At 64.9% G+C, this 24300-nt stretch carries 23 protein-coding genes and 1 pseudogene; 3 read left to right on the top strand and 21 right to left on the bottom strand.

Annotation, left to right across the window (positions count from 1 at the left end):
• Window position 1: 1 nt before the first annotated feature.
• The 16 genes from AC3LB0_RS03075 to hrcA all read right to left on the bottom strand — a co-directional run bounded on the left by AC3LB0_RS03075 (window position 2) and on the right by hrcA (window position 15311).
• Window positions 2-523, bottom strand: coding sequence for an adenine phosphoribosyltransferase (locus AC3LB0_RS03075; RefSeq protein WP_488649693.1), 522 nt, complete (start codon window positions 521-523; stop codon window positions 2-4).
• A 9-nt stretch (window positions 524-532) separates the two neighbouring features.
• On the bottom strand, window positions 533-4066 hold the full coding sequence (mfd, locus tag AC3LB0_RS03070; protein WP_488649692.1) for a transcription-repair coupling factor: 3534 nt from the start codon (window positions 4064-4066) through the stop codon (window positions 533-535).
• On the bottom strand, window positions 4063-4794 hold the full coding sequence (gene pth / locus AC3LB0_RS03065) for an aminoacyl-tRNA hydrolase (protein WP_488649691.1): 732 nt from the start codon (window positions 4792-4794) through the stop codon (window positions 4063-4065). The genes mfd and pth overlap by 4 nt, the downstream gene beginning before the upstream one ends.
• A complete protein-coding gene (gene ybeY / locus AC3LB0_RS03060) occupies window positions 4791-5348 on the bottom strand; it encodes an rRNA maturation RNase YbeY (RefSeq protein WP_488649690.1) in 558 nt (185 codons plus the stop codon). The genes pth and ybeY overlap by 4 nt, the downstream gene beginning before the upstream one ends.
• On the bottom strand, window positions 5345-5797 hold the full coding sequence (locus AC3LB0_RS03055; protein ID WP_488649689.1) for a GatB/YqeY domain-containing protein: 453 nt from the start codon (window positions 5795-5797) through the stop codon (window positions 5345-5347). The genes ybeY and AC3LB0_RS03055 overlap by 4 nt, the downstream gene beginning before the upstream one ends.
• Before the next feature lie 48 nt (window positions 5798-5845).
• A complete protein-coding gene (gene rpsU, locus AC3LB0_RS03050; RefSeq protein WP_488648798.1) occupies window positions 5846-6037 on the bottom strand; it encodes a 30S ribosomal protein S21 in 192 nt (63 codons plus the stop codon).
• A 51-nt stretch (window positions 6038-6088) separates the two neighbouring features.
• The gene (locus AC3LB0_RS03045; protein WP_488649688.1) at window positions 6089-6661 is read right to left on the bottom strand and encodes a hypothetical protein; all 573 of its coding nucleotides are present in this window, start codon (window positions 6659-6661) and stop codon (window positions 6089-6091) included.
• Entirely contained in the window at window positions 6658-7008 is a 351-nt protein-coding gene (locus AC3LB0_RS03040) for an HIT domain-containing protein (protein WP_488649687.1), read from the bottom strand. The genes AC3LB0_RS03045 and AC3LB0_RS03040 overlap by 4 nt, the downstream gene beginning before the upstream one ends.
• Window positions 7005-7976, bottom strand: coding sequence for a 50S ribosomal protein L11 methyltransferase (locus AC3LB0_RS03035; RefSeq protein WP_488649731.1), 972 nt, complete (start codon window positions 7974-7976; stop codon window positions 7005-7007). The genes AC3LB0_RS03040 and AC3LB0_RS03035 overlap by 4 nt, the downstream gene beginning before the upstream one ends.
• Window positions 7973-9085 carry a molecular chaperone DnaJ gene (dnaJ, locus tag AC3LB0_RS03030; protein WP_488649686.1) on the bottom strand — a complete coding sequence of 371 codons (1113 nt, stop codon included), beginning with the start codon at window positions 9083-9085 and terminating at the stop codon, window positions 7973-7975. Before dnaJ ends, AC3LB0_RS03035 begins: the two co-directional genes overlap by 4 nt.
• A gap of 7 nt (window positions 9086-9092) precedes the next feature.
• Window positions 9093-9866, bottom strand: coding sequence for an ABC transporter permease (locus tag AC3LB0_RS03025; RefSeq protein ID WP_488649685.1), 774 nt, complete (start codon window positions 9864-9866; stop codon window positions 9093-9095).
• Window positions 9863-10708: an ABC transporter permease gene (locus tag AC3LB0_RS03020; protein WP_488649684.1), complete on the bottom strand. Its 846-nt coding sequence runs from the start codon at window positions 10706-10708 to the stop codon at window positions 9863-9865. The genes AC3LB0_RS03025 and AC3LB0_RS03020 overlap by 4 nt, the downstream gene beginning before the upstream one ends.
• Window positions 10705-11649, bottom strand: coding sequence for an ABC transporter ATP-binding protein (locus AC3LB0_RS03015; RefSeq protein WP_488649683.1), 945 nt, complete (start codon window positions 11647-11649; stop codon window positions 10705-10707). The genes AC3LB0_RS03020 and AC3LB0_RS03015 overlap by 4 nt, the downstream gene beginning before the upstream one ends.
• A 9-nt stretch (window positions 11650-11658) precedes the next feature.
• A complete protein-coding gene (dnaK, locus tag AC3LB0_RS03010) occupies window positions 11659-13554 on the bottom strand; it encodes a molecular chaperone DnaK (RefSeq protein ID WP_488649682.1) in 1896 nt (631 codons plus the stop codon).
• A gap of 62 nt (window positions 13555-13616) precedes the next feature.
• Complete coding sequence (locus AC3LB0_RS03005; protein WP_488649681.1) at window positions 13617-14120, bottom strand: nucleotide exchange factor GrpE; 504 nt, start codon at window positions 14118-14120, stop codon at window positions 13617-13619.
• A gap of 126 nt (window positions 14121-14246) precedes the next feature.
• Entirely contained in the window at window positions 14247-15311 is a 1065-nt protein-coding gene (gene hrcA, locus AC3LB0_RS03000; protein WP_488649680.1) for a heat-inducible transcriptional repressor HrcA, read from the bottom strand.
• A 92-nt stretch (window positions 15312-15403) separates the two neighbouring features.
• Here hrcA and AC3LB0_RS02995 point away from each other — a divergent pair, with 92 nt between their 5' ends.
• Entirely contained in the window at window positions 15404-16462 is a 1059-nt protein-coding gene (locus tag AC3LB0_RS02995) for an ABC transporter ATP-binding protein (RefSeq protein ID WP_488649679.1), read from the top strand.
• Window positions 16459-17238 carry an ABC transporter permease subunit gene (locus AC3LB0_RS02990; RefSeq protein ID WP_488649678.1) on the top strand — a complete coding sequence of 260 codons (780 nt, stop codon included), beginning with the start codon at window positions 16459-16461 and terminating at the stop codon, window positions 17236-17238. The genes AC3LB0_RS02995 and AC3LB0_RS02990 overlap by 4 nt, the downstream gene beginning before the upstream one ends.
• A 28-nt stretch (window positions 17239-17266) precedes the next feature.
• On the opposite strand, the gene AC3LB0_RS02985 is transcribed toward AC3LB0_RS02990, so the two are convergent.
• Together AC3LB0_RS02985 and lepA are read right to left on the bottom strand one after the other, a co-directional pair.
• Window positions 17267-18442 (bottom strand): coproporphyrinogen-III oxidase family protein, encoded by a 1176-nt coding sequence (locus AC3LB0_RS02985; RefSeq protein ID WP_488649730.1) that lies wholly within the window; start codon window positions 18440-18442, stop codon window positions 17267-17269.
• A gap of 49 nt (window positions 18443-18491) precedes the next feature.
• Window positions 18492-20306: a translation elongation factor 4 gene (gene lepA / locus AC3LB0_RS02980; protein ID WP_488649677.1), complete on the bottom strand. Its 1815-nt coding sequence runs from the start codon at window positions 20304-20306 to the stop codon at window positions 18492-18494.
• A gap of 121 nt (window positions 20307-20427) precedes the next feature.
• On the opposite strand from lepA, the gene rpsT reads away from it, so the two are divergent.
• The gene (rpsT, locus tag AC3LB0_RS02975) at window positions 20428-20886 is read left to right on the top strand and encodes a 30S ribosomal protein S20 (protein WP_488649676.1); all 459 of its coding nucleotides are present in this window, start codon (window positions 20428-20430) and stop codon (window positions 20884-20886) included.
• 55 nt (window positions 20887-20941) lie between these two features.
• On the opposite strand, the gene AC3LB0_RS02970 is transcribed toward rpsT, so the two are convergent.
• From AC3LB0_RS02970 to AC3LB0_RS02960, 3 genes and pseudogenes are all read right to left on the bottom strand, one after another.
• Window positions 20942-21502 carry a hypothetical protein gene (locus tag AC3LB0_RS02970; protein ID WP_488649675.1) on the bottom strand — a complete coding sequence of 187 codons (561 nt, stop codon included), beginning with the start codon at window positions 21500-21502 and terminating at the stop codon, window positions 20942-20944.
• Window positions 21499-22794: a phosphopyruvate hydratase gene (gene eno, locus AC3LB0_RS02965; RefSeq protein WP_488649674.1), complete on the bottom strand. Its 1296-nt coding sequence runs from the start codon at window positions 22792-22794 to the stop codon at window positions 21499-21501. The genes AC3LB0_RS02970 and eno overlap by 4 nt, the downstream gene beginning before the upstream one ends.
• A 158-nt stretch (window positions 22795-22952) precedes the next feature.
• A pseudogene (locus AC3LB0_RS02960) lies at window positions 22953-24155 on the bottom strand (phosphoglycerate kinase); the annotation flags it as partial.
• Between the last annotated feature and the right edge of the window lie 145 nt (window positions 24156-24300).

Below are 24300 nucleotides of genomic sequence, written 5' to 3'. Positions count from 1 at the left end.
ACTAGAAGGCGATGATCGCCGAGACGATGCCGTCTGGGAGTCGCTTGCGACCACCAAGGACGGGGAGCTCTGCCAAGAAGCTGATGCCGACGACCGTTGCGCCGAGCTGTTCGACAAGTTTCACGGTGCCGGCAACGGTTCCGCCTGTGGCGAGGACGTCGTCAACAATCACGACGCGCGCACCCTTCTGGAGCGCATCGCGATGGATCTCGAGAACGTTCTTGCCGTACTCAAGGTCGTACTCCACCGAGATGGTTTCGGCGGGGAGCTTGCCGAGTTTGCGCACGGGCACAAAGCCGACGCCGAGGGTGGCGGCGATCGGCGCCCCAAAGATGAAGCCGCGTGATTCGATGCCGATGATCACGTCGGGCTTCAGCGCATGGATCGGTGCGGTCATCGCCTCGAGGGCGGCGGCGAAGGCCTCACCATCCTGCAGGAGGGTGGTGATATCGCGAAAGACAATCCCCTTCTTCGGAAAGTCGGGGATCGTTCGAATCTTCGAGGAGAGCTGTTCAGGAGTCACCGCGGAAGTTTACGCGAGCGGCGCGCCTGCCGCGTTCGTCGCCTCCCAGCGGCGTACCTCAGCCACGATCCCCTGCACGAGTCGTGCGGCGAGACGCCACGCCTCCCCACCCGTCACCCGCTCCCGACTGCGGATCTGACTGCCGCTCATGCTCAGCTCTGGAGTGGGGTTCGCCACCAGAGCCCGAGCGGCAAGGCCAGGCTGCAACTCGCCGAGGCGCACGATCAGGCGACCCTCCTCAATGAGGAGTGAGGCGAGCCCCGCCTCGCTGGCGCCGGCGCGGAGCCGCGCCACCTCCAAGAGTCGCTCTGCCTCCGCGGGCGGCGCGCCGAAGCGGTCGCGCAGCTCTTCGGCGATGGCGTTGATCGTGGCATCGGAGTCGGCGATGCCGAGGCGACGGTAGAGATCGAGTCGCTGCCCCTCGTCGGCCACATAGCTCTCAGCAAAGTGCGCGGAGACTGGAAGATCAATAAGCGCCGCAGTGCGGCGACGCGCCGGCTCTCGACCCTCGCGGCTGGCGCGACGAATCTCTACCGCATCGGCGAGGAGCTGTGAATAGAGATCGAAGCCGACCGCCGCAATGTGCCCCGACTGTTCGCCGCCGAGCAGGTCGCCCGCCCCACGAATCTCAAGATCCGCGAGCGCCAACTGGAATCCGGCACCGAGGTGCGATGCGTCGAAGATCGCCTTGAGACGCTTGCGCGCATCATCGGTGAGCGCCTCTTCGCGCCGATAGAGGAGATAGCACCAGGCCCGACGACTGCTGCGGCCAACACGGCCGCGCAACTGATAGAGCTGGGCGAGGCCGAGGCGATCGGCACGGTCAATGATGATCGTGTTCGCGTTCGGGATGTCGAGACCCGATTCGATGATGGTGGTGCAGACGAGGATCTGCGCCTCGCCGCGCACGAACTCACCCATCACGCGCTCCAGTGCGCGCTCCTCCATCTGCCCATGCCCCACCACCACGCGCGCATCGGGAACGAGTCGGCGAATCTGCTCCGCCGCCGCCTCAATAGATTCAACGCGGTTATGCACGTAGTACGACTGACCGCCGCGCTCCAGCTCGCGCAACAGTGCGTCACGCACCAGTTCGAGACTCGCCTCAGTGACGCGCGTCGCCACAGGGTGGCGATCCTCTGGTGGGGTCTCAATGGTGGAGAGGTCGCGAATCCCCGAGAGGGCGAGGTTGAGGGTGCGCGGGATCGGCGTCGCGGTGAGGGTCATCACGTCGAGTTCGGCGCGGAGCGACTTCATGCGCTCCTTGGCGGCAACGCCGAAGCGATGCTCCTCATCAACGACGAGGAGGCCGAGGTGCTTGAAGACGACATCCTTCGAAAGGAGTCGGTGGGTGGCGACGACCAGGTCGACCTCGCCGGTGGCGATCTTGGCGACGATCTCGGCCTGTCGCGCCGTGGGAACGCTCCGGGAGAGGAGTTCGAGGCGGAACGGATACGCCGCGAGGCGGCGACGGAAGGTCTCGATGTGCTGCAGGGCGAGCACGGTGGTGGGCACCAGCACGGCGACCTGGCGCCCCGCCTCAAGCACGGCGAAGGCGGCGCGCAGCGCCACCTCGGTCTTCCCGTAGCCAACGTCGCCCACGATCACGCGATCCATCGGGCGCGGCCGGCTCAGGTCACCCTTCGTTGCTTCAATCGCAGTGAGCTGGTCTGGCGTTTCGCGATACGGGAAGGCCGCCTCAAACTCGGAGAGCCACGGACTCCCCGGTGTGATCGCTGGGCGATGCGCCAATTCGCGCGCGGCGTAGATGCGTAGTAACTCGTCGGCGAGATCGTCGGCCGCCTTCTTGGCGCGCTCTTTGGCGCGACGCCACTCGCCGCCGCCGAGTCGACTGAGTTGCGGATGCTCTGAGCCGGTGTAGCGCGCGATGCGCGCTAACTGCTCGACTGGAGTGAAGACCGTGTCAGTGCCGCCATACGCAATCTCCAGGTAATCGCGCTGATCACCATCGCCGCCGCGGCGCAGCATGCCCACGAAGCGACCAACACCGTGATCCACGTGCACCAGGTAGTCGCCCGGGGTGAGGCGCTCCGCCGCCTCGCGCGTGATTCCGCGACGATGCACCGCCGGTCGACGAACGCGCGTCGCACCGAAGAGCTCGCGATCGGTGATCACCGTCAGCCCATCGATGCCGCCCTGGAATCCGCCGTCGAGGCCGCCCGTCAGAATCGTCAGCGAGCCAGGCTTCGGGTTGCTGATCAATCTCTCGCTCACCACCGCGCGCTCGCCACCCTCGGTGATCAGCTCCGCAATGCGCGCCGCCTGCTCCGAAACGATGAGCACCCGCGCCTTGTCGCGGCGCCACGTTTCAAGGCCCTCAGTGAGCGCGCGCGATCGCCCGCTCGGCACTACAGGGTCGTGCCAGCCGAATGAGTCGTCGGCTTCCGCGCGGATCAGCGTTGTTGCATCAGAGCTCCAAGTCAGCGCGAGTCGCTGGCGGCCAGTTGTGGCGAGTGTGGCTATGAGTGCGTCGCCATCTGGGATCGGCGACGGCCAGCCGGTCGGCAGCAGGCGTGTCGTGCGCAGCACATCGGCACGCTCTTCGGTCTGACGCGAGAGTGCATCGGCGGCTTGGCGCAGCTCGCCCGGCTCATCGAGCACCACCAGCGCATCGCCCACCTGGTCGTAGGCTCGTTCGGCGGTGAGCAGCACCGACCAGAGCTCCAGCCCATCACCCCGCTCCGCCTGGTTGCGCACGGCAATCCCCGCCTCCCAACGCGCGAGATCCTCGGCGAGTCGCGGCGGCAGTTCGGTTTCGCCTCCGCCGCGCACGATCCCTTGGGCGGTTGCTCGGGCGGCGGCGACGCGCGCCGCATCGAGGGGGAACTCGCTCGCTGGCAGCAGCTGCACGAGTGGCACCGCCTCACGACTGCGCTGGTCGGCTGGGTCGATCCGTCGAATGCTCTCAATCTCATCGCCAAACCACTCAATGCGGAGCGGGGAGGTCTCGCCTGCGGGGAAGAGGTCGACGATTCCCCCGCGTCGCGCAATCTCGCCGCGGCCACCAACGAGAGGGACGGCCTCGTAGCCGAGGGCAATGGCGCGCGACGTGACCGCGTCGAGGGTGATGCGATCGCCCGCGCGCAACAGCAGGGTCTCGGCGCGCAGGTCGGCGAGCGAGATCGTCGGCTGTGCCACCGCGAGCAGCGAGGTCACCAGGATGCGCGGACTCCCCTCATGCCACGCGGCGAGTGTCGCCACGCGGCCGGCTGACTCATCAATGACCAGTTCGCCGCGCTCGTAGGGGAGCGCACTGCGCGGCTCAAGTAGAACAACGGATGCTGGATCGTGGAACCAGGAGCGCAGCGCATCAGCGACGCGTTCGGCGACCTCGGGGTCGCGCGCAACCCAAACGATGCGCCGATCAGCGGCGAGCGCCGCGCCGAGCTGCGCCTTTGCGGCATGGGGAACGTGGATGAGCGATGCGTCGCTCTTCGTTAGTTGCTTGGTGAGTGCCGTGAGCGGTGCTGCGGCGCGCAGCGTGTCGAGGAGTGGTGCGAGTGACGGCGTGTGGCGATTCACCCTTCGCGATCGGCCTTGTCGCGACCGAGCAACTTTCGCCAGCCGTGCGCCGTCTTGCGAATCCCGTCGGCGCCGGCTGGACCGTCAATCTCACCCGCCTTCGGCAGGTTGGCCGGATCGGCGGCGCTGCCAGCCTCGGGCTCGGGGAGTGCCCATCCGTTGAATGCGGTCGCCGCCTTGTTCAGTCCGCTGCGCGCCCAGAGTTCGATCGCCTCGCCCGCTGCGACCTCAACCTCAGGGAGGCGTAGTCGCTCAGCGGCGGTGAACTCACCGAGCACATGTTGATGCGCTGTTCCCGACTCGCGCGGATCGCCAATGCCAACGCGCAGGCGCGGGTACTTGTCGGTGCCGAGCTCGTCGGTAATCGAGGTGAGGCCGTTATGGCCGCCAGCACTCCCCCCCTCGCGGAACCGGAGCGTGCCGAACGGCAGGCTAAAATCGTCAACAACCACGAGCAGCGCCGTCAGTGGCACGCGCTCAGCGGCGAGCAGCTTGCGCACCGCAATGCCAGATTCGTTCATGAAGGTGTCGGGCTTCGCCATCACCAGGTCGAGGCCCAGCACGCGACCGGAGTGCACCATCGCCGCATCGCGACGCTTCCCGCCACCACGCCAGCTCACGCGATCGGCAAAGGCATCCAGCACGACCCAGGCAATGTTGTGCCGCGTGTAGCGGTACTTGTCACCCGGGTTGCCGAGGCCAACGACGAGGCGACGATCCTCACTCATGCGCTCGCCCTCATCGCGCGCGTATGGGCACGTAGGATGCGCTCTTGCTCCGCCCACATCGCCGTGCGGCCTGCGGGTGTGCGGTGATCCCACCCACAGAGATGCAGCGCCCCATGCACGGCGAGGAGTCGCAGCTCGTCGGCTGGCGCGTGGCTCGTCCCACCATCGGGGCCGCCGTGTCCTTCGCGCGCCTGCGCAATGGCGCGATCAATGCTGATGACGATGTCGCCGAGTGGGAGTGTTTCACCAGTGACGATCGGCGCAGCAACCTTGTGCGCGGCGCGTCGTGCGGTGCCGGGTCGCGCCGGATACGCGGTCGGCTCCAGGAGCGGGAAGCTCAACACATCGGTCGCGCCGCGCTTCTTCATCTGCGACTCGTTGAGTGCCGTGATCTCCCTGTCGTCGACCAGGGTGACGACCGCCTCGCCGCTCTTCGGTGCACCAGAGAGGCGCAGGGCGCGCTCAACGAGGGCACGAAGTTCGGTAGCGGTGACGGTGATGCCGCCACGCCTGCGGCGCACGATGCGCGCGCGGGGCCCGGAGCTGCGACTCATCCGCGAGCGGCGAGCGCCGCGGTGACCTTCCCCGAGAGGACCTTTCCATCGACGCGGCCCTTGGTCTTCGGTCCGAGCCAGCCCATGACCTTCCCCATCTCTTTCGATGAGGCGGCGCCGGTGGCGCTCATCGCCTCGGCAACGAGTGCGTCGACATCAGCATCGCTCAACTGCTCAGGCATATAGGTGGAGAGGATCGTGATCTCGGCGGTTTCGGCATCGGCGAGGTCGGGGCGATTCGCGGCGGTGTAGGCGTCGACAGACTCCTTGCGCGTCTTGACCGCCTTCACGATGACGCCGAGCACCTCGTCGTCGGTGGCGTCGCGCTTCAGCTCCTTCTCAACAAGGGCGAGCGACGAGAGGGCCATGCGAAGGGTGTCGCGGCGCAGCGTCTCGCCCGACCGCATTGCGGCCGAGACATCATCTTTCAGTTGATCTCGAAGCGACATGCGCTGCTCCTCTCTGGCGGCTAGGCCGCACTGGGGCGCGCCGTGGGGCTAGATCCCGCGCGGTGCTCCGCCCATCGGCTTCTTGCGCTTGGCGTCCTTGCGCTTCTTCTTCTCCGCGGCGTTCTCGAACGCTTCGCGGCGGCGCGACTCGGCCAAGATGCCGGCCTGCTGGACCTTTTTATTGAAACGGCGCAGCGCGGCCTCGAAAGACTCGTTGTCACCAATACGTACTTCTGCCAAGTGGCACCTCCTAAGGGGTTGAGGATAGCCGATCCCCCGCACGAGGGCGACTTAGCGCGGGAGGGGGACCTCTTCGAGCATCCCCTGGAGGGTCAGCAGGAGGGTATTCGCCGCCTCGCTGTCGAGGTCGGCCGAGGGGGTGCGCTGCAGGATGACGAGCAGGTTCCCCGACTGGAAGAGGCTGAATTGAGCGCCTGGGGGGACAAGCACCAGGTTCACCGGGGCGACCAGGTAGGCGGCGAGTTGTGAGGCTGCTGCCCGCGCGGTGGCGGCATCGACAAACGAGATCGCGATGAGCGGGATGCCGTTCGGATCACGCGTCGAGGCGGCGCGGACCACCGTTCGGGGGAGGCTGTTCATCTCTGGCGGAAGTGGCGGGCGAACATCGGCGCTGTTCAGAATGGGCCCGAGGCCTGCAGCAGTCACTACCGAAACGAGGAGCCCCTCCACCTGTGCCGCCTCTGCGGAGCTGCGTGCCGTGGGCGCCGCCGATGCGGCAGGGCCTTGTGGCTCGGCGGTGGGTCCACCGCCCGACAGGAAGCTAAAGATCGCCATGCCGCCGACCAGCACGATTACGGTGCGGTACGGGAAGCCTCGCTTGCGCGTGACTGGTGCTTCGCTCATCCCGGTGGCCATGCCAGTTGTCGCCCGGCGAGCAGGTGATAGTGCAGATGCTCAATCGCCTGGCCACCCTCAACGCCAACGTTGCTAGCGAGACGCCAACCGCGGTCGCCGTAGCCGGCCTCCACCGCAATCTCTTGCGCCACGTGATGCATGCGTGCCAAGAGCGCGCCGTGTGCCGCTGTGTCGCGCAGGTCGGCGGCCGAACCAATATGTTCGCGCGGGACGATCAGCACGTGAAGTGGCGCCTGCGGCGCAATGTCGTCAAAGGCGACCACAAGATCCGAGCTGTGTCGCTGCGTGCTCGGAATCTCGCCCGCGATGATCTTGCAGAAGAGGCAGTCACTCATGATGCGAGTGTAGCGCGGCCATCGCTAAATTCGGCGGCCACCCACTCCCCCTCCTCCCAGCGTTCGACGAGCGTTGCGCCAGCAGCCTCCAGCGCGGCAATCGCCTCATCGGCACGCGTAGTGAACATGCCGCTGGTCAGGAGTCGCCCGCCCGGCACCATCGCCCCAACCAGAAGCGAGGCAAGTTCGATGTGGAGCGTGGCGACAAGGTTCGCCATCACCAGCGGTGCCGGCGCGCTGATGGGGAGTGAGCCCGCCTGGATCGTGACGCGCTCGGCGACACCGTTGCGTGCGGCATTCTCGGTGGCGGCTGCAACAGAGAGCGGATCAATATCGACGCCAGTGCCGTGCGATGCGCCAAGGGCGATCGCGGCCAGTAGAAGGATGCCGCTCCCTGTTCCCACATCGAGCACGCCAGGACCGCTCCGTGGGAGCTCGCCGAGTCGGCCCGCGGTGCTCCACCTCTCAAGGCCGATCAGCGCAAGACGCGTCGTTGGATGCAAGCCCGTACCGAATGCCTGGCCTGGATCAATGGTTACTACCGCGTCGCCAGGGGCGGCGGTGTGCTCGCGCCACGGCGGGCGCACCACGATGCGGCCGACGCGCAGGATCGGGAATTCTGCGCGCCAACTGGTTGCCCACTCTTCGGCGGGGATCGGTCGCACGAGCAGCGGCCCAATGCCGCGCAGGCCAACGCCACCACTTGAGAAGGCGGCGAACCGTTCTAGTTCCGTTACCAGCGCGTCGGCTGCGGCGCGGTTGCTGGCCGTGTCGGGGAGCCAGGCGCGAATGCGCACCGACGCGGTCGGGTCGTAGATGGGGCCAAGTGCGTCACCATCGATGGGTGGTGGTGTGGCCGGTTCGGCGCTGGTGCCAGAGGGGGCGAGGCGTCCGAGTCGTTCGCTGATCGCCTCGGCGGCTTCAGGGTCGCACTCAATGCTGAGTTCGAGCCAGCCGTCGGTGCTCAGTGTTGATCCTCGCCACTCGCCTTGGCGTATGCCTCGAGCGCCTTGCGCTGATCGCCGCTCAACCTCTTCGGCACCTCAATAACGATGTGAATCAGCAGATCGCCGCGCTGGCTTGGACGTCGCACGTTAGGCGCGCCGCGCCCCTTCAGGCGCACGACATCGTTTGGCTGCGTCCCCGATTTGATCTCAATCTCCTCTTCCCCCTCGGCGGTCGGCACCACCACGCGCGCGCCGAGTGCCGCCTGCGAGATGGAGAGTGGGATCTCCGTGGTGAGGTCGATCCCGTCGCGCACCAGCTGCGGATGCTCCTTCACCTCGATGACGACGTAGAGATTTCCGGCGGGGCCGCCGCGACGACCCGGTTCACCCTGACCGCTCAGTCGAATCTGCGTGCCGTCATCAACGCCGGGTGGAATCTCCACATGCAGTCGCTTGGAGCCGTTAAGTCGCCCCTCGCCGCGACAGGTTGGGCACTGCTTTTCGATGATGCGCCCCTCACCGCCACACTTGGCGCACGGTGCTTCGACGGCCATCTGGCCGAGCATAGTTTGGCGCACGGTGCGCACCGAGCCGCGCCCGCCGCAACCGTCGCACTCCTTGGTTCCTGAGCCCTTCGCGGCACCACTCCCCGCGCAGCCGTCGCAGTTGACCTTCATCTTTAAGTCGAGGTCTCGTGTGCCGCCGCGAATCGATTCGCTGAACTCCACGCGCAGGTCGTAGCGCATGTCATCTCCGGGGGGTGGACCGCTGCGTCGCGCGCTGCGACCGCCGCCGCCAAAGAACCCCTCAAAGAGGTCCTCAATGCCACCGCCGCCGAAGCCACCCTGGAAGCCACCTGGGAATCCACCAGGGAATCCACCAGCTCCGCCACCCGGGCCACCCGCTCCACCACCAACGCCGGCCTCGCCAAACTGGTCGTAGCGCACGCGTTGCCCCGCGTCGGAGAGCACCTGATAGGCGTCGTTGATCTCCTTGAACTTCGCCGCGGCGTCGGGAGCCTTCGAAACGTCGGGGTGGTGCTTCTGGGCCGCCTTGCGGAACGCCTTCTTGATGTCGTCGGCACTCGCCCCCTTCGGCACGCCGAGGATCGCGTAGAAGTCGCGTGCCATCTCGCGCCTACTTCAGCAGGAGCACGCCGAGTCGGCGTACGGCATGGCGATAGCCAATGAAGCTAATTGCTGAGAGATAGGCGATGTCAACCAGCATGACGAGATTTAAATCGCCGAAGCAGAGTGAACGCACCAGGTGCGTGCCGCGCGTTAGCGGCGAAAGCTCCACGACCCAGCGGAGTGCCCCTGGATAGATCTCGACTGGGTAGAACGTCGCAGAGAAGAGGAAGAGCGGCGTCAGGATGATGAAGAGGAAGTCAAAGTCTTTCCATGAGCGCATGTGCGTGGTGATGGCGAATCCAGCGGCACCGAATGAGAAGCCGATGAAGATCACCGCAACCGGCGCTAGTAGCGCGAGCGGCGACTGCACGAGGCCAAGGACGAGCATCACGATCAGGAATGCGGTGGCGTAGATCACGCCGCGCAGGTTTGACCAGAGCAGCTCACCAACGGCGAGGTCACCCACACCGACTGGGGTGGAGAGGATCGCATCGTAGATCTTGCCGTACTTCAACTTGTAGAAGATGTTGAAGGTGGAGTCGAAGATAGCGCCGTTCATCGCGGCACTCGCAAGGAGCGCTGGGGCAACAAACGCTGCGTACGGAACGTCAGCGCCGCCATACGGAATGGTGCCGATCACGCCACCAACGCCGTAGCCGATACCGAGCAGGAAGAAGAGGGGCTCAAAGAAGCCGGTGACGATGATCGCCCACTGTCGGCGATAGACGAAAACGTTGCGCTCAAAAACGCTAAAGGCGCGCGGCGCGAGGCTGGCGATCACTTCAGCATCCTCTTGCGAAAGAGGTAGATCGCCGCAATGGTGCCGACGATCCCCCAGAGGAGGAGTGCGGCGACGTGGATGCCAAGGTTGGTCAGCGGGGTACCCAGCGCCAGCGCACGGCTGAGGGCGACCCCGTGTGCCAGGGGGGTGCACCAGGAGAGCGCCTGTGCAGCGAACGGCAGATTCTCGATCGGAAAGTAGGTCCCCGAGAAGAAGGTGAGCGGCGTGATGATCAGCCGAAAGAGGAAGGCGAACCCCTGGTCAGACTTCTGCGTCACCGAGAAGGCGGCCATGGGGGCGCCGAAGGCGAAGGCGGTAAGAATGGAGACAGCAAGCATGCCGAGGGCCCCTTCTGGACTGGTCGTAATCCCCGTGACCAGGAGCACCCCGGCGAAGAAGGCAGCTGCGAAGGCGACCTTCCCCACGATGAAGGCGATCGCCCCAACCATGACGTCGGCGGCGTTGAGCGGGGTGGCGATGATCGCGTGGTAGATGCGCACCCAGGCAACGCGCGCCAAGATCGGCCACGCCGCCTCACTGGTCGCAAGGTTCATCGCCGAACTGACCATCAGTGCTGGGGCGATGTAGGCCACATAGCTCACTCCACCAGTAATCTCGGCGGCCTTATCGCCGACCAGTACGCCGAGCCCAATACCGAGCCCCGCAAGAACTACAAGTGGCTCAATGAAGCCGCTAAAGACCGACCCCTGCCACTCGCGTCGATAAACGGAAAGCATGTACCCAACAATGTGGCGCCAACGAGTTGAGTGTGGCGCCGCCTCGCGAATCGCGGCGAGTCGGCTGCGCATTCGATTCGGAGCGACGCTCGACGCGGCGGTCACTCGTCGAGTGTCCGGCCCGTAAGGCGAAGGAAGACGTCCTCAAGGCTTGAGCGTCGCACGAGCCAACTTTCAGGATCGAGGCCGTGCTCCAACGCGCGGGCGTGCGCCGCTTCGCCATTCTCACAGCCAATGATCACGCGCTCCGCAAGTCGCTCGTAGCGGTCGCCAATCCCTTCCAGTACCTTCGCGTCGATCGATTCCGTGCCGTTCGGGAAGCGCAGTTCGAGCACTTCGCGCGACGCATGTTCAACGATGAGCTGCCGTGGCGAACCCTCGGCAACGATCTTTGCCTGATCCATCACCACCAGTCGGTCACAGAGTTGTTCAGCCTCATCCATGTAGTGGGTGGTCAACACGATCGTGGTGCCGCCGCGCTTCAAGCGCTGCAGCGCATCCCATAAGAGGTGTCGCGCCTGTGGGTCGAGTCCGGTGGTCGGCTCGTCGAGCATCAGGATGCGCGGGCTGGCGATGAGTGATCGCGCAATAGAGAGTCGGCGCTTCATGCCGCCAGAGAGTGGCTCCACCTGATCCTTGGCGCGGTCACTCAGCTGGAAGAGTTCAAGGAGTTCATCGGCGCGCGTCGCAATTGCTGGGCGATCCATACCGAAGAAGCGACCGAAGATGAGCAGATTTTCGCGAACCGTCAGCTCCATATCGAGCGTCTCTTGCTGATGCACCACGCCGATGCGGCCACGAATCTCGGAGCCGTGAAGATCTGGGTCCTGCCCAAAGATTTCAAGGGTGCCCGAGGTTCGTGGTGAGACGCCCGCGATCATGCGCATCGTCGTCGTCTTCCCTGCGCCGTTGGGCCCAAGGAAGCCGAAGAATTCGCCGTCGCGGACCTCGAAGTTGATGCCAGCCACGGCCGAACGCGCGCCGAAGACCTTCGTCAGGCCTTGGGCGCGGATCAGCGCGGTAGGTTCAGCTGCGGAGTTGGTCATACCCATAGGTTAGACCTCCTTCGCTTCGCCTTCGATCGTCTCCTCGCTGGCAGGGGTTGGCTCACCGGTTTCGGCGCCGTCGGTGCCCTCGGCCTGACCCTGCTGGTAGGCGGCGGTGCCGATCTCCGACATGAGTCGCGCGAGCGCCTCGCCCTTCTCCTTCAGGAGCGTCTGGTCCTCACCCTTGAGGGCCTCGCGGACCTCGCCGATGAGTCCTTCCGCTTCGGCTTTCTTCGTCGCATCGACCTTGTCGCCAAGATCGGTCAACGTCTTCTCCGCCTGGAAGGCGAGCGCTTCAGTCTGATTGCGGAAGTCGACCGCCTCGCGGCGTGCCTTGTCTTCTGCTTCATGGTCCTTCGCCTCGCGCACCATGCGATCAACATCGTCCTTGCCGAGCATCGAGCTGCCGGTGATGCGCACCTGCTGCTCCTTGCCCGTCGCACGATCCTTCGCCTTCACATCGAGGATGCCGTTCGCGTCAATGTCGAACGTCACCTCAACCTGTGGCACGCCGCGCGGAGCGGCGGGGATCCCGGAGAGGATGAACTTGCCGAGCGTCTTGTTGTCGGCGGCAAACTCGCGCTCACCCTGCAGCACGTGGATCTCCACCTGCGGCTGGTTGTCGGAGGCCGTCGAGAACGTCTGGCTCTTTGAGGTTGGGATCGTCGTGTTGCGCTCGATGAGCTTCGTCATCACGCCACCCAACGTCTCAATGCCGAGCGAGAGCGGTGTCACGTCGAGCAGCAGCACATCCTTGACGTCGCCCGCGAGGACGCCGCCCTGGATCGCTGCGCCGATCGCCACCACCTCGTCAGGGTTCACACCCTTCGATGGCTCCTTGCCACCGAAGAGCGCCTTGACCGCCTCAACAACGGCGGGCATGCGCGTCATGCCGCCAACGAGAACGACTTCGTCGATCTCCGACGCCTTGAGGCCCGAGTCCTTTAGTGCGGCGAGCACTGGAGCCTTCGTCTTCTCAATCAGGTCGGCAACCAGTGACTCGAGCTTCGCTCGGGTCAGGGTCACCACCACGTGCTTCGGACCGGTCGCGTCGGCCGTGATGTACGGCAGGTTGATCTCGGTCTGGCCGGTGCCGGAGAGCTCAATCTTTGCCTTCTCCGCCGCCTCCTTGAGGCGCTGAAGGGCCTGCTGATCCTTTGAGAGGTCGATCCCTTGGTCCTTCTTGAACTCGGCCAAGAGCCAGTCGATGATCCGCTGGTCAAAGTCGTCACCACCAAGGTGCGTGTCGCCGTTGGACGACTTCACCTCAAAGACGCCGTCGCCAAGCTCGAGGATTGAGATGTCGAACGTGCCACCACCAAGGTCGTAGACGGCGATCTTCTCTTCCTTCTTCTTGTCGAGACCGTAGGCTAGCGCCGCAGCGGTTGGCTCGTTGATGATGCGCTTCACGTCGAGACCCGCAATGCGGCCGGCATCTTTCGTTGCCTGTCGCTGCGTGTCGTCAAAGTAGGCTGGCACCGTAATCACGGCTTCGGTGATCTTCTCGCCGAGGAACGCCTCTGCATCGGCCTTCAGCTTCTGCAAAATCATCGCCGAGATCTCTTGTGGCGAATATGATCCGCCATCAACCTTGACTTTCACGCCGTCGCTGCCGGCATCCTTCTCTACAACGTAGGGAACGAGACCCTTCGTCTTCAACGACTCAACGTCGTCAAAACGTCGACCCATGAAGCGCTTGATGCTAAAGACGGTGTTCGTTGGATTCGTTACCGCTTGGCGCTTCGCCAGCTGGCCGACGAGTCGCTCGCCGCCCTTGCCGAATCCAACAACAGATGGAACGGTTCGTCCGCCCTCGGCGGAGCTAATCACCGTCGGCTCGCCGCCGACCATGGCGGCAACAACGCTGTTCGTGGTTCCCAGATCGATCCCGATAATCTTTCCCATGTAGGTTCTCCTTTTCTTAACTGCTTCCAAAATTTTCTACGCTATGTGGAGCGGTCGCTCCGTTAGTCGTTCGCCACACTCACCACCGCAGGTCGCAGAATTCGGTCACGAATTCGCCACCCTTTTTGATGCTCGGCGATCACTTCGCCGGCGGGCTTGCCACTGCCGGGAATCTGGGCAATCGCCTCGTGTTCCCGCGGATCAAATGCCTTGCCGATCGATTCGAATGGGGTTACCCCTTCGCTCTCCAAGAGCGCCAGGAGCTTTCGATGAATGGCGGCGACCCCTTCAACCCACGGCTCGGCCGTTAGGTTCTCGGGGACGGCGGCGAGGGCGCGGTCCATGTCGTCTGCGACCGCCAAGGCCTTGATGAGTAGTGACTCGCTCGCCAGACCAGCCTCGCGCTCCCGCTCCTCGGCGGTGCGGCGGCGGAAGTTGGCGAAATCGGCGGCGGTGCGCTGGTGGGCGGCGATCTGCTCGTCGCGCTCCAAGAGGGCGGTGGCGAGCGGATCGAGCTCAGGCGCCTCCTGCTCGGTTGCCTCTGACTCGATCGTCGGTTGGGTCATGCGTGCCCCCCTTTGTGCTCAGGAGCCCCCGATTCTGGGAGGGCTCGTGCGTAAGTTAGCACTCAAAGGATTAGAGTGCTAACTCGCTGAGGGGAGAATACGCCGCGGGGCGGCGTGAGTCAAGCGCTAGGCGCGATGGAAGCGGGTGACGAGCTCCGAGAGGAGGTTGGCCACGAACTGCACCGAGCCGACCGCCCGCGGGTACGGCATGCGCGTTGGCCCCAGGACCCCCACGACGCCGAGCGCCTGACCGGGGACTCCGTACGGTGCGAGGATCAGGGAGACGCCGTGCATCTCAACGGGGACGTTCTCGCTGCCGATAAAGAGTCGCACCTGCCCACCCTGCACCACCTCGTGCACCAGGTTGCCCAAGTAACCGCGCCCTTCGAGTGCGGTGAAGACATTGCGCACCCGCGAGCTCTCCGCGAACTCGGGGGCCTCCATCACATTGAGGAGGCCGTCGCTATAGACGTGTTCGACCGCCGCATCGTCGATCTCAGCGAGGAGGCGGCTGGTGCGCTCCAGCACGGTCCGCACGATGGCGCGGTTCGGCAGCGACTCGGGGAGGCTCGTGGCGGCGGCGGCGAGTTGCGCCGAACTCTTGTTGAGCACCGTCGCATTCAGGCGACTTGCCACGGCGGTGAGGGCATCTTGGTCGGCCCCCTCTGGGAGTGGCAGCAGGGTTGGGCGCACGCTCCCATCGCTCACCACGGCGATCAGGGTGGCGAGGCGGTCGGCGGTGCGCACGAGGTCGATGTGGCGGAGTTGGGCGGAGGTCGGGCGCATTGGGGTGGCGATCCCCGCAGCGCGCGAAGAGCTCGCCAGCGTGGTGGCGGCGATTCGGAACCACTGGTCGGCGCCCCCTTCAGCTTGGCCGAACTGGTGCCGAATCATGAGCTGATCAACGGGGGTGACCTCGTCGGGGGTGGCGATCTCCACCGCGTAGGTGCGATAGCCGAGGTCAGTGGGGATGCGACCGGCGGAGGTGTGTGGCTGCATGAGCAGACCGAGCTCCTCAAGTTCAACGAGCACCCCGCGCACGGTGGCGGGCGAGACGCCAAGGTCATAGCCGTCTGAGAGGGCCATCGATCCCACAGGGATAGCCGTGCGGATGTGCTCCTCCACGAGGGCGGCGAGGATGATGCGGGCGCGATCGTCCAGGAGACCGGTGCGTCGCTGTCGTCGAACCATGCCTACCTCTTCTCTTGGCACTCGGCAGATGTCGAGTGCCAACTCAGTCTAGGGGGAGGAGCGTGTTTGGGTCAAAGGTCTACTATTTGGGCATGTCCAGCTCATTCGCCATTCAAACCCGTGCCCTCACGAAGCACTACGGCCGCACTGGCGAGATCAAGGCGCTCACCTCGATCGACTTAGAGATCAAGGAGGGTGAGCTCTTCGGCTTCCTCGGTCCAAACGGCGCGGGGAAGAGCACCGCCATTCGCACCCTACTTGGCTTCCTGCACCCAACCGCCGGCTCCGCCTCAGTGCTCGGCCTCGACATCGTCAAAGACTCGGTCGAGATCCGTCGCCGTGTTGGCTACCTACCCTCAGGCTTCGCCGTCTACGACTACATGAGCGGCCGTGAGTACCTCGACCACATGCGCGCCTTGAGCGGCCGACCATCACTCCTGCGCCATCGCATCATGGAGGCGCTCGAACTGTCCGACGCAATCTTGAAGCGACCGGTGCGCGACTACAGCCGCGGCATGCGCCAGAAGATTGGCGTGGTGCAGGCGCTTGAGACCGATCCAGAGCTGCTGATTCTTGATGAGCCCTCCGAGGGTCTCGACCCGTTGATGCAGCGCTCGTTGCAGGAGCTGCTCCTTGAGCGAGTCGCCGCCGGCCGAACCGTCTTCTTTAGCAGCCACCTTATCAGCGAGGTGGAGCGCATCTGCAATCGCGTCGCCATCGTTCGCGGCGGCAAGCTTGTTGCCCTCGAGACCGTTGAGACGCTGGTGCGATTCCAGCGGCGCCGCGTTGATGCGCTCGTCGCGCGCAAGCCAACGCGCCTCACCACACTCACCGGCGTCTTCGGCGTCAAGGTTGCCCCTGAGGGGATGAGCGGCTACCGCATCAGCTGCGAAGCAGAGCCGGCAGCCGTACCGAAACTCATCGCGCGACTTCAAACATCTGACCTGCGCGACCTGCTGATTGAGGCGGCAAGCCTTGAAGAGGCCTTCATGTCGTACTACGGTGATGCGCGACACAGCTCTGGCGTTATTCAGGTCTTCCCTGACATTGCCGAGGTGAAGAAGGCGAAACCGAAGCCCGCTACAAAGCGACCAGCAGCGAGGCGCGTGCCCGCCAAGAAGAGTCCAGCCAAGAAGAGGAGTTCCCGATGATCAACGCAACCCTCTTCCGACGCCTGCTGCGCGGCCATCGCATTCGCCTCGCTGTCGGCCTATCAGTGGTGGTGATCTGGTCGCTCCTCTTCCCCGTGATCTACAAGGCCTTCCAAGACTCCATCGCTGGGACGCCGACCCCGCCTGGCTCAGGCCGCTTCTCGACCCTCGCGGGCACGATCTCGGTGGGCTTTATCCACCCAATCTCCATCGCCCTCTTCGGCATCTTGAGCGCCGGTCTCACCGTCGGCGCCATTTCGGGCGAGCGTCAGCGCGGTACCCTCGAACTGCTGTTGAGCCGTCCTCTCAGCCGCCGCACCATCCTCGCCACCATGATGATCGAGGGCTGGGTCGGCGCAGCGCTCGTCTCACTTGCCTACATCGGCGGCACCATCCTCGGCGCACAGATCGCCGGGGTCACCGACCAACTCGCCTTTGAACAGCTGCCAATCCTCTGGGCGTACGGTGCGCTCTTCTGGGGCATGTTCGCAACAATCGGCATCGCCACCAGTGGCAGCTTTGATCGAACGGCCCCCGCAATGGCGATCACCGTCTCGTTCATCATGTTGAACTACATCATTGAAGTAATCGGCTCGTTCTGGGATGTTGTGGAGCCTTACCAATACCTATCGCTCTTCAATCACATCTCGCCGGTGGATCTCTTAAATGGTACCGTCGATAGCTCCGCTGCGTTGATTTTTGGGGTAGTCGCCGTGATCGCTGCTGGATGGGCCTTCTACATCTTCCCTCGCCGCGACCTCGCCGCGCCGAACTGATGCACGTCGCGCAAACGCGCGACGCTCGCTACACGATTCGCGAGAAGAGTTCGTTGCTCAGCAGTCGGCCGCGTAGCGTCAACTGAATGCGTGTGGGATCCTCGGGATGTGGGGCGAGCAGACCGTGCGTTTCACCCCAGGTGATGGCCTCACTGAACCCACTGCTCATCGCCTGATCGCGAGTAACACCGCGCGCCATGCGCAACGCAAGAACCAGGCCCTCTGCGGCACCTGCCGCGCCGCTCTCGGCAGGCGATTCGCCCCCTGGTGGAAGTTCGCCCTGCTGGAGCGCCCCCTCCCAGGCGTCGAGGTTGGCGGAGTTCCAGCGGCGCGTGACGCCGTCGAAGGCGTGGGCGCCTGGCCCAACGGCGGCAACGCTGGAGCGCTCCCAGTAGAGGGTGTTGTGGCGAGATCCATGTCCAGCCGTTGCCCAGTTACTGATCTCGTACCAGTCGTACCCGGCGGCGGGAAGGCGGCTGTTGAGATGCTCGAGCTCTAGCGCGCCGCGCTCTTCGTCTTGCGCCGCGGCGGCGCGCTCCCGCCAGGCGACGGCACCAGCTGGGGTCGCGAGACGATCGTCGCCAGCCTCATCAGGGCCGAGGCTGAGGGTGAGGGCGTAGACGCTGAGGTGGTCGGGGGCGAGGGCGATCGCCGCGTCGAGGCTCGCCGCCCAGGCGTCAAAGGGTAGGTCGGGAAGGTCGGCGAGGAGGTCCATGGAGAGGCTGGCGAACCCTGCCGCACGGGCGGCGGCGATCGTCGCCACCACGTCGTCCGGGGTGTGGCGTCGACCGAGGGAGCGGAGGGCGGTCGTATCCATCACCTGCACGCCAACGCTGAGCCGGGTGACGCCAGCCTGCACCACGCCAGCCAGATCACCCCGCTCATCTGCGCCGGGGTTCGCCTCGAGGGTCACCTCGGCGTCGGGGGTTAGTCCGAAACGGTCGCGAATGCGCTCGATCAGGGCGGCGAGTCGGTCGGTAGGGAGTAGCGATGGGGTGCCGCCGCCGAGGTAGAGGGTCTCGAGCGGCTGACGATCTGCCGAACCGAGGCTGCCGAACTGCGTGTCGGCTAGCTTCGCGCGCAGATCGATCTCGCGCTCGATCGCGGTGAGATAGCCGCTCATGCGCGAGCGCGGACCGAACGCCGCAGCACCCGCGACGACGACAAAGTCACAGTAGGGGCAGAGCGAACGACAGAAGGGCACATGCAGATAGAGTCCGCGCGGAGGCGCAGGCTGCGCGCCCAGCGTCACGTTAATCCGCGTCGGTGCGCAAGACGGCGAGGAAGGCCTCCTGCGGAATCTCAACGGAGCCGACGCGCTTCATGCGCTCCTTGCCCTCTTTCTGCTTCTCAAGCAGCTTCTTCTTCCGTGTGATGTCACCGCCGTAGCACTTCGCGAGCACGTTCTTGCGGATCGCCTTCACGGTTTCGCGCGCAATAACGGAGCCGCCGATCGCCGCCTGGATCGGCACCTCAAACATCTGGCGCGGAATGAGCTCTTTCAGCTTTGCGGCGAGGTTGCGGCCGGCACTCTGCGCGCGGTCGCGATGGATGATGGTGCTGAGCGCGTCGACCGGTTCGCCATTCACCAGAATGTCGAGCTTCACCAGTGGTGCAACGCGATACTCGGATTCGACGTAATCGAGTGAGGCGTATCCCTGCGTGCGGCTCTTGAGTTGATCAAAGTAGTCAACGATCAATTCGGCGAGTGGAATCTGGAAGCGCATCACCACGCGCTTCTCATCGAGATACTCCATTCCATCAAAGATGCCGCGCTTGTCGGTGGAGAGCTCCATAATCGTGCCGATGTAGGTCGATGGCGTTACGACCGAGGCGGCCACCCAGGGCTCGCGAATCTCGTCGATATGGTTCGGGCTCGGCAGCTGGGCGGGGTTGTTAATTAGCATCTCCCCCTTGCCGCCGTTGAGCATCACCTGGTACTTGCAGGAGGGGGCCGAGGCGATCAGCTGCAGGTTGAACTCGCGCTCGAGTCGCTCCTGCACGATCTCCATGTGCAGGAGGCCGAGGAAGCCGCAGCGGAAGCCGAAGCCGAGGGCGGCCGATGACTCCGCCTCAAAGGTGAAGCTGGCGTCGTTGAGGTGCAACTTCTCAAGTGCTTCGCGCAGCGCCGGGTAATCCTCGCCACCCAGCGGATACAGTCCGGCGAAGACGAGCGGCAGCGCAACCTGGTAACCAGGGAGTGGCTCAGCGGCCGGTGTGGTCTGCGATGTCACCGTGTCGCCAACGCGCGCGTCGCGCACGCTCTTGAGACCCGTGGCGATGTAGCCGACCTCGCCGGCGACCAGCTCCTGCACCGGCACGTGTTGCGGCCGGAAGTAGCCGAGCTCAACTGGAACACAGGTGACACCAGAGCCAATCATCTGAATTGGATCGCCCGCCTTGAGTCGCCCCTCTTGCACGCGGATGTAGTTCACCACCCCCTTGTAGGTGTCGTAGTGGGAGTCGAAGACGAGTGCGCGCAGCGGCGCATCGAGTGGTCCGCTCGGCGCGGGGATGCGCGCGACGAGCGCCTCAAGAATTTCAGCGATGCCGATCCCCGCCTTCGCTGAGGCGAGAATCACCTCTTCCCGTGGAATGGCGAGTGACTCTTCGAGCTCGCCCATCACCGCCTCTGGGTCGGCGGCGGGGAGATCGATCTTGTTGAGCACCGGAATGATCACCAGGCCGAGCTTCATCGCCAGGTGCACGTTGGCCAGCGTCTGCGCCTCGATCCCCTGGCTGGCATCAACAACCAGGATTGCGCCGTCGCAGGCCTGCAGGCTTCGTGAGACCTCGTAGGCGAAGTCAACGTGGCCAGGGGTGTCAATCAGGTTGAGTCCGTAGGTGAGGCCATCGTTCGCCACGTAGTCCAGGCGCACCGCGCGCGCCTTGATGGTGATCCCCTTCTCGCGCTCCAGGTCCATGGAGTCAAGCATCTGCGAGGTCATCAGCCGGGCCTCCACCGTGTGGGTCGCCTCGAGCAGGCGGTCGGCCAGGGTCGACTTCCCATGGTCGATGTGCGCGATGATGCTGAAGTTGCGCAGCCGAGACTGCGGGATGGTGCTCATGGCCTAAGGATCGCACGCTCTCGCCAGCGCCGCCGAAGGGCGCTAGGAGCGGAGCGTAGCGGAGCCTCTGCTACGATCGCCCGAAGGCTCAACCGAGCCCCAGAAGCTGATGGAGTGACCAATGGGAAAGACCCCACGTACGTACAAGGGTGCACGAACGCCACAGTCGCTAAAAGAGGTTCGCGCCTCTGCCCGCCGCAACGCGGTGCAGCAGCCACAGCGAACCGTCGCCAAGAGCCTCGTGGCGAAGGCGCTCGAGATCATTACCGGTCAGACCCAGGGCGACACCGCCGCCGCCGTCAACAAGGCGTCGAGCGCCCTTGACCGCGCTGCGAAGCACGGTGCCATCCACAAGAACGCTGCGGCCCGACGCAAGTCGCGCCTCGCCAAGAAGGCTGCCCGGGCGGCCGCCGCCGGCGGCGTGATGCCGAAGGTCGTGAACAAGAAGAAGTCGGCACCGAAGAAGGTTGCTGCACCAAAGGCTGAGGCAGCTGCTGCAAAGCCTGCTGCCAAGAAGCCTGCTGCCAAGAAGCCTGCTGCCAAGAAGCCTGCTGCCAAGAAGGCGGCGCGAAAGGCCTAAGCGAACGAATCGATCGACCGCCCGCTGCGCATCGCGCAGTGTGGCGGGACGACGATTAGGCGACGGGCTCCTCGCGCTTCACGCGCGGTGCGCTCGGCCAGTAGAAGAGCCCACCTAATAGTGCGGCGAGTGTCGTGCCGCCAATCAGCAATCGCGCCGTCCCCATCTGGCCATCCCAATACCATTCGGTGAATGAGGCCACGTCGGTGACTTCCGCCTCGGTGAGCGCAGCCTCACCGCCATCGGCACCCTGATAGCGCACGTAGACGCATTCGGGACCCGCCTTGCAGGTGAACGAGCCGCCCTGCTTCTCGTCGCGGTAGCCAGGATCAAGCGAGAAGAAGAAGAGCTTCACCGCAAGGAAGAGCGCAGCAAAGGTCACGGCGGTGATTGCACCACTCCACCCAGCATTCGCAAAGATGCGACCGGGGCGACCACGCAGCTGACCGGCCCGCTGATTCCCGTACCAGCCGATGAGGAGCCCAGAGAGCGGTGCGAAGACAATGTAGGCGGGATCGATCGGGATCACCATCAAGAAGCTCACCGCAACGGTGAGCGCCATGCCGATGCCGACGAAGGCGGCGACGGTTGCGCCGCGGTCCACAAAGCGGCTCATGCGTGGGTCACGTGCGAGAAGGCGCTACGGCCCGCATAGATCGCTCGTGCGCCGAGCTGCTCTTCAATGCGCAAGAGTCGGTTCAGTTTGGCAACGCGCTCCGAACGTGAAGGTGCACCGGTCTTGATCTGTCCCGCGTTCGTGGCCACGGCAAGGTCGGCGATGGTGGTGTCCTCTGTCTCGCCGGAGCGGTGGCTCAAGATGCTTGCCCAGCCGGCGCCGCGTGCCAGGGTAATCGCATCGAGGGTTTCGGTCAGGGTGCCGATCTGGTTCGGCTTCACCAGGAGCGCGTTGGCAGCGCCCGCATCAATGGCGCGCTCAATGCGGTGGGTGTTTGTCGCGAGCAGGTCGTCGCCCACGATCTGTACCTTGCCGCCGATGCGCGCGGTCAGCGCCTCCCAGCCGTTCCAGTCATCTTCGGCAAGGCCATCTTCGATGCTAATGATCGGATACTTCGACGCCCAGCTCGCCCAGAGATCAACGAGCGCACCGCTCTCCAGGGTGCGCCCCTCGCGCTCGAGCTTGTAGTGGCCGTTCGGCTGCAGGAGCTCTGTTGCGGCGGCATCAATCGCAATGGCGATCTCTTCGCCAGGGCGATACCCGGCCGCCTCAATCGCCGCCATCAGCGCATCGAGCGCCGCCTCATTCGATGGCAAGCTCGGCGCGAATCCACCCTCGTCTCCCTGACCCGTTGCAAGGCCGCGATCGTGCAGGATCTTGCGGAGTGCGGCGAAGACCTCGGTGCCGGCACGCAGTGCCTCGTGATAGGTGGCGGCGCCGACAGGAACCACCATGAACTCCTGGAAGTCGGTGGAGTGCTCGGCATGCTTGCCGCCATTAAGGATGTTGAGCAGCGGCACAGGGAGCTTCACTGCGGCGTCGCCGCCGAGTTCGTACCAGAGCTCGTGGCCGTGCAGCGCGGCGCGCGCGTGGGCGGCGGCGAGTGAGACACCGAGGATGGCGTTCGCGCCGAGTCGACCCTTGGCAGGCGTGCCGTCGAGGGTGATCAGTGCGCCATCAAGGGCGCGTTGGTCGTTGACCGAGGTGCCGTTGAGCGCCTGCGCGATCTCGCCGTTCACGGCGGCGACGGCGCCAAGGACCCCCTTGCCGCCAAATCGGCGCTTATCGCCATCGCGAAGCTCGACCGCCTCGTGTGCGCCGGTAGAGGCGCCCGATGGAACAGCGGCGCGACCGCGCGCGCCACCAGTGAGCGTTACGTCCACCTCAACGGTCGGGTTGCCACGCGAGTCGAGAATCTCGCGCGCGTGGATCGCGGCGATGCGGTCGCTCATGCCAGGGTGTCGCTCTCGTCGTCCTCGTCGTCAAGCGCTGATGGCTTGATGATCGCCTTTGGCTTTGCTGTTGCACGCTTCGCTGCCACCTTGCTCCCTGGCTTCACGAGCGATACGTAGACGATTGGCAGCGTCTCGTAGGGTGAGCCGGCGGTTGGCACCACGGCGAGGCCTGGCAGGTCACGCCCCTCAAGGAACTCGAGTGAGGCGCCGCCACCGGTGGAGAGGTGCGTCATCTTATCGGCGAGGCCGAGCTGTCGCAGGGCGGCGATGCTGTCGCCACCGCCAACCACCACAGTCGCGCCGGCATCCGCCTTCTCAGCGGCAACCTTGGCGAGCTCGCGGGTGGCCACCGCAAACGATGGGATCTCGAAGACGCCGAGTGGTCCGTTCCACAAGATGGTCTTGATTGGCACGAGCGCCTCGCGAATCGCAGCAATGGAGTTTGGTCCAAGGTCAACCATGTGCCAGCTCGCTGGGAGCTTGTCGGCGGAGACCACCTTGAACTCGGTGCCGCGCGTGACCTCTTTTGCCACCACGCCATCAACTGGAAGAAGGACGCGTACGCCGCGGTCCTGTGCCAACTTCATAATGCGTCGCGCATCGTCGACCATCTTCGACTCGTAGAGGCTCTTCCCCACACTTCGGCCAGAGGCCACAAGGAAGGTATTCGCAACACCACCGCCAAGGATCAGCAGGTCAACCTTCTTGATCAGCGCCTCAAGGACGGCCACCTTGCCCGAGACCTTGCCACCGCCAACGATCGCGGCGAATGGTCGCGCCGGCTTGTCGAGAAGATTGGAGAGCGCTTCCACCTCTTGCTCCATGAGCAGGCCAACGTACGACGGCAGGTAGGCGGCGACGCCGACGGTGCTGGCGTGGGCGCGGTGCGCCGCACCGAATGCGTCGTTCACGAAGACATCGCCGTATGAGGCGAGCCGCTCCGCAAACGCTGGATCGTTGCGCTCCTCACCAGCGTGGAAGCGGACGTTCTCAAGTAGGAGTAGTTCCCCCGGTCGCAAGCGACGCACGGCGTCGTCGGTGCCAACGCCAAGCGCATCACCGGTTGTGGGCACACTGACGCGAACGAGTTGGGTGAGTCGCTCTGCTGCGGGTCGCAAACGTAAACCATCAACAACGCGACCGTCAGGTCGGCCAAGGTGCGACATGATCACGACCGATGCGCCGCCATCAAGGAGCGCCTTGATCGTTGGCACCGCCGCACGAATGCGCGAGTCGTCAACGATCTTCCCATCGGAGAGCGGCACATTGAAATCGACGCGCAGCAGCACGCGCTGACCCTGCATGTTGAGCTCGCGAATCGTGCGCTTCCCTGACGCCGAGATGAGCTCTTGTGCCATAACGCGCGGGCCGGTCTGCTGCGCTGCCGGGCGCGGAATTGGGCGTGGGGCCGGCCGTGCCTGCGTCGCGGTCGACGAGGCTCCGCCCACCTTGATCGTGGCCTTAACGTTGGGGCGGTTCGCCGGTCGGCTCGGAGCCGTTGGT

The organism is Candidatus Limnocylindrus sp. (assembly GCF_040397235.1).
GTDB lineage: Bacteria > Chloroflexota > Limnocylindria > Limnocylindrales > Limnocylindraceae > Limnocylindrus.
Note: the sequence above shows the minus strand (reverse complement) of the source record. Positions and strands in the feature narration are given on the sequence as shown.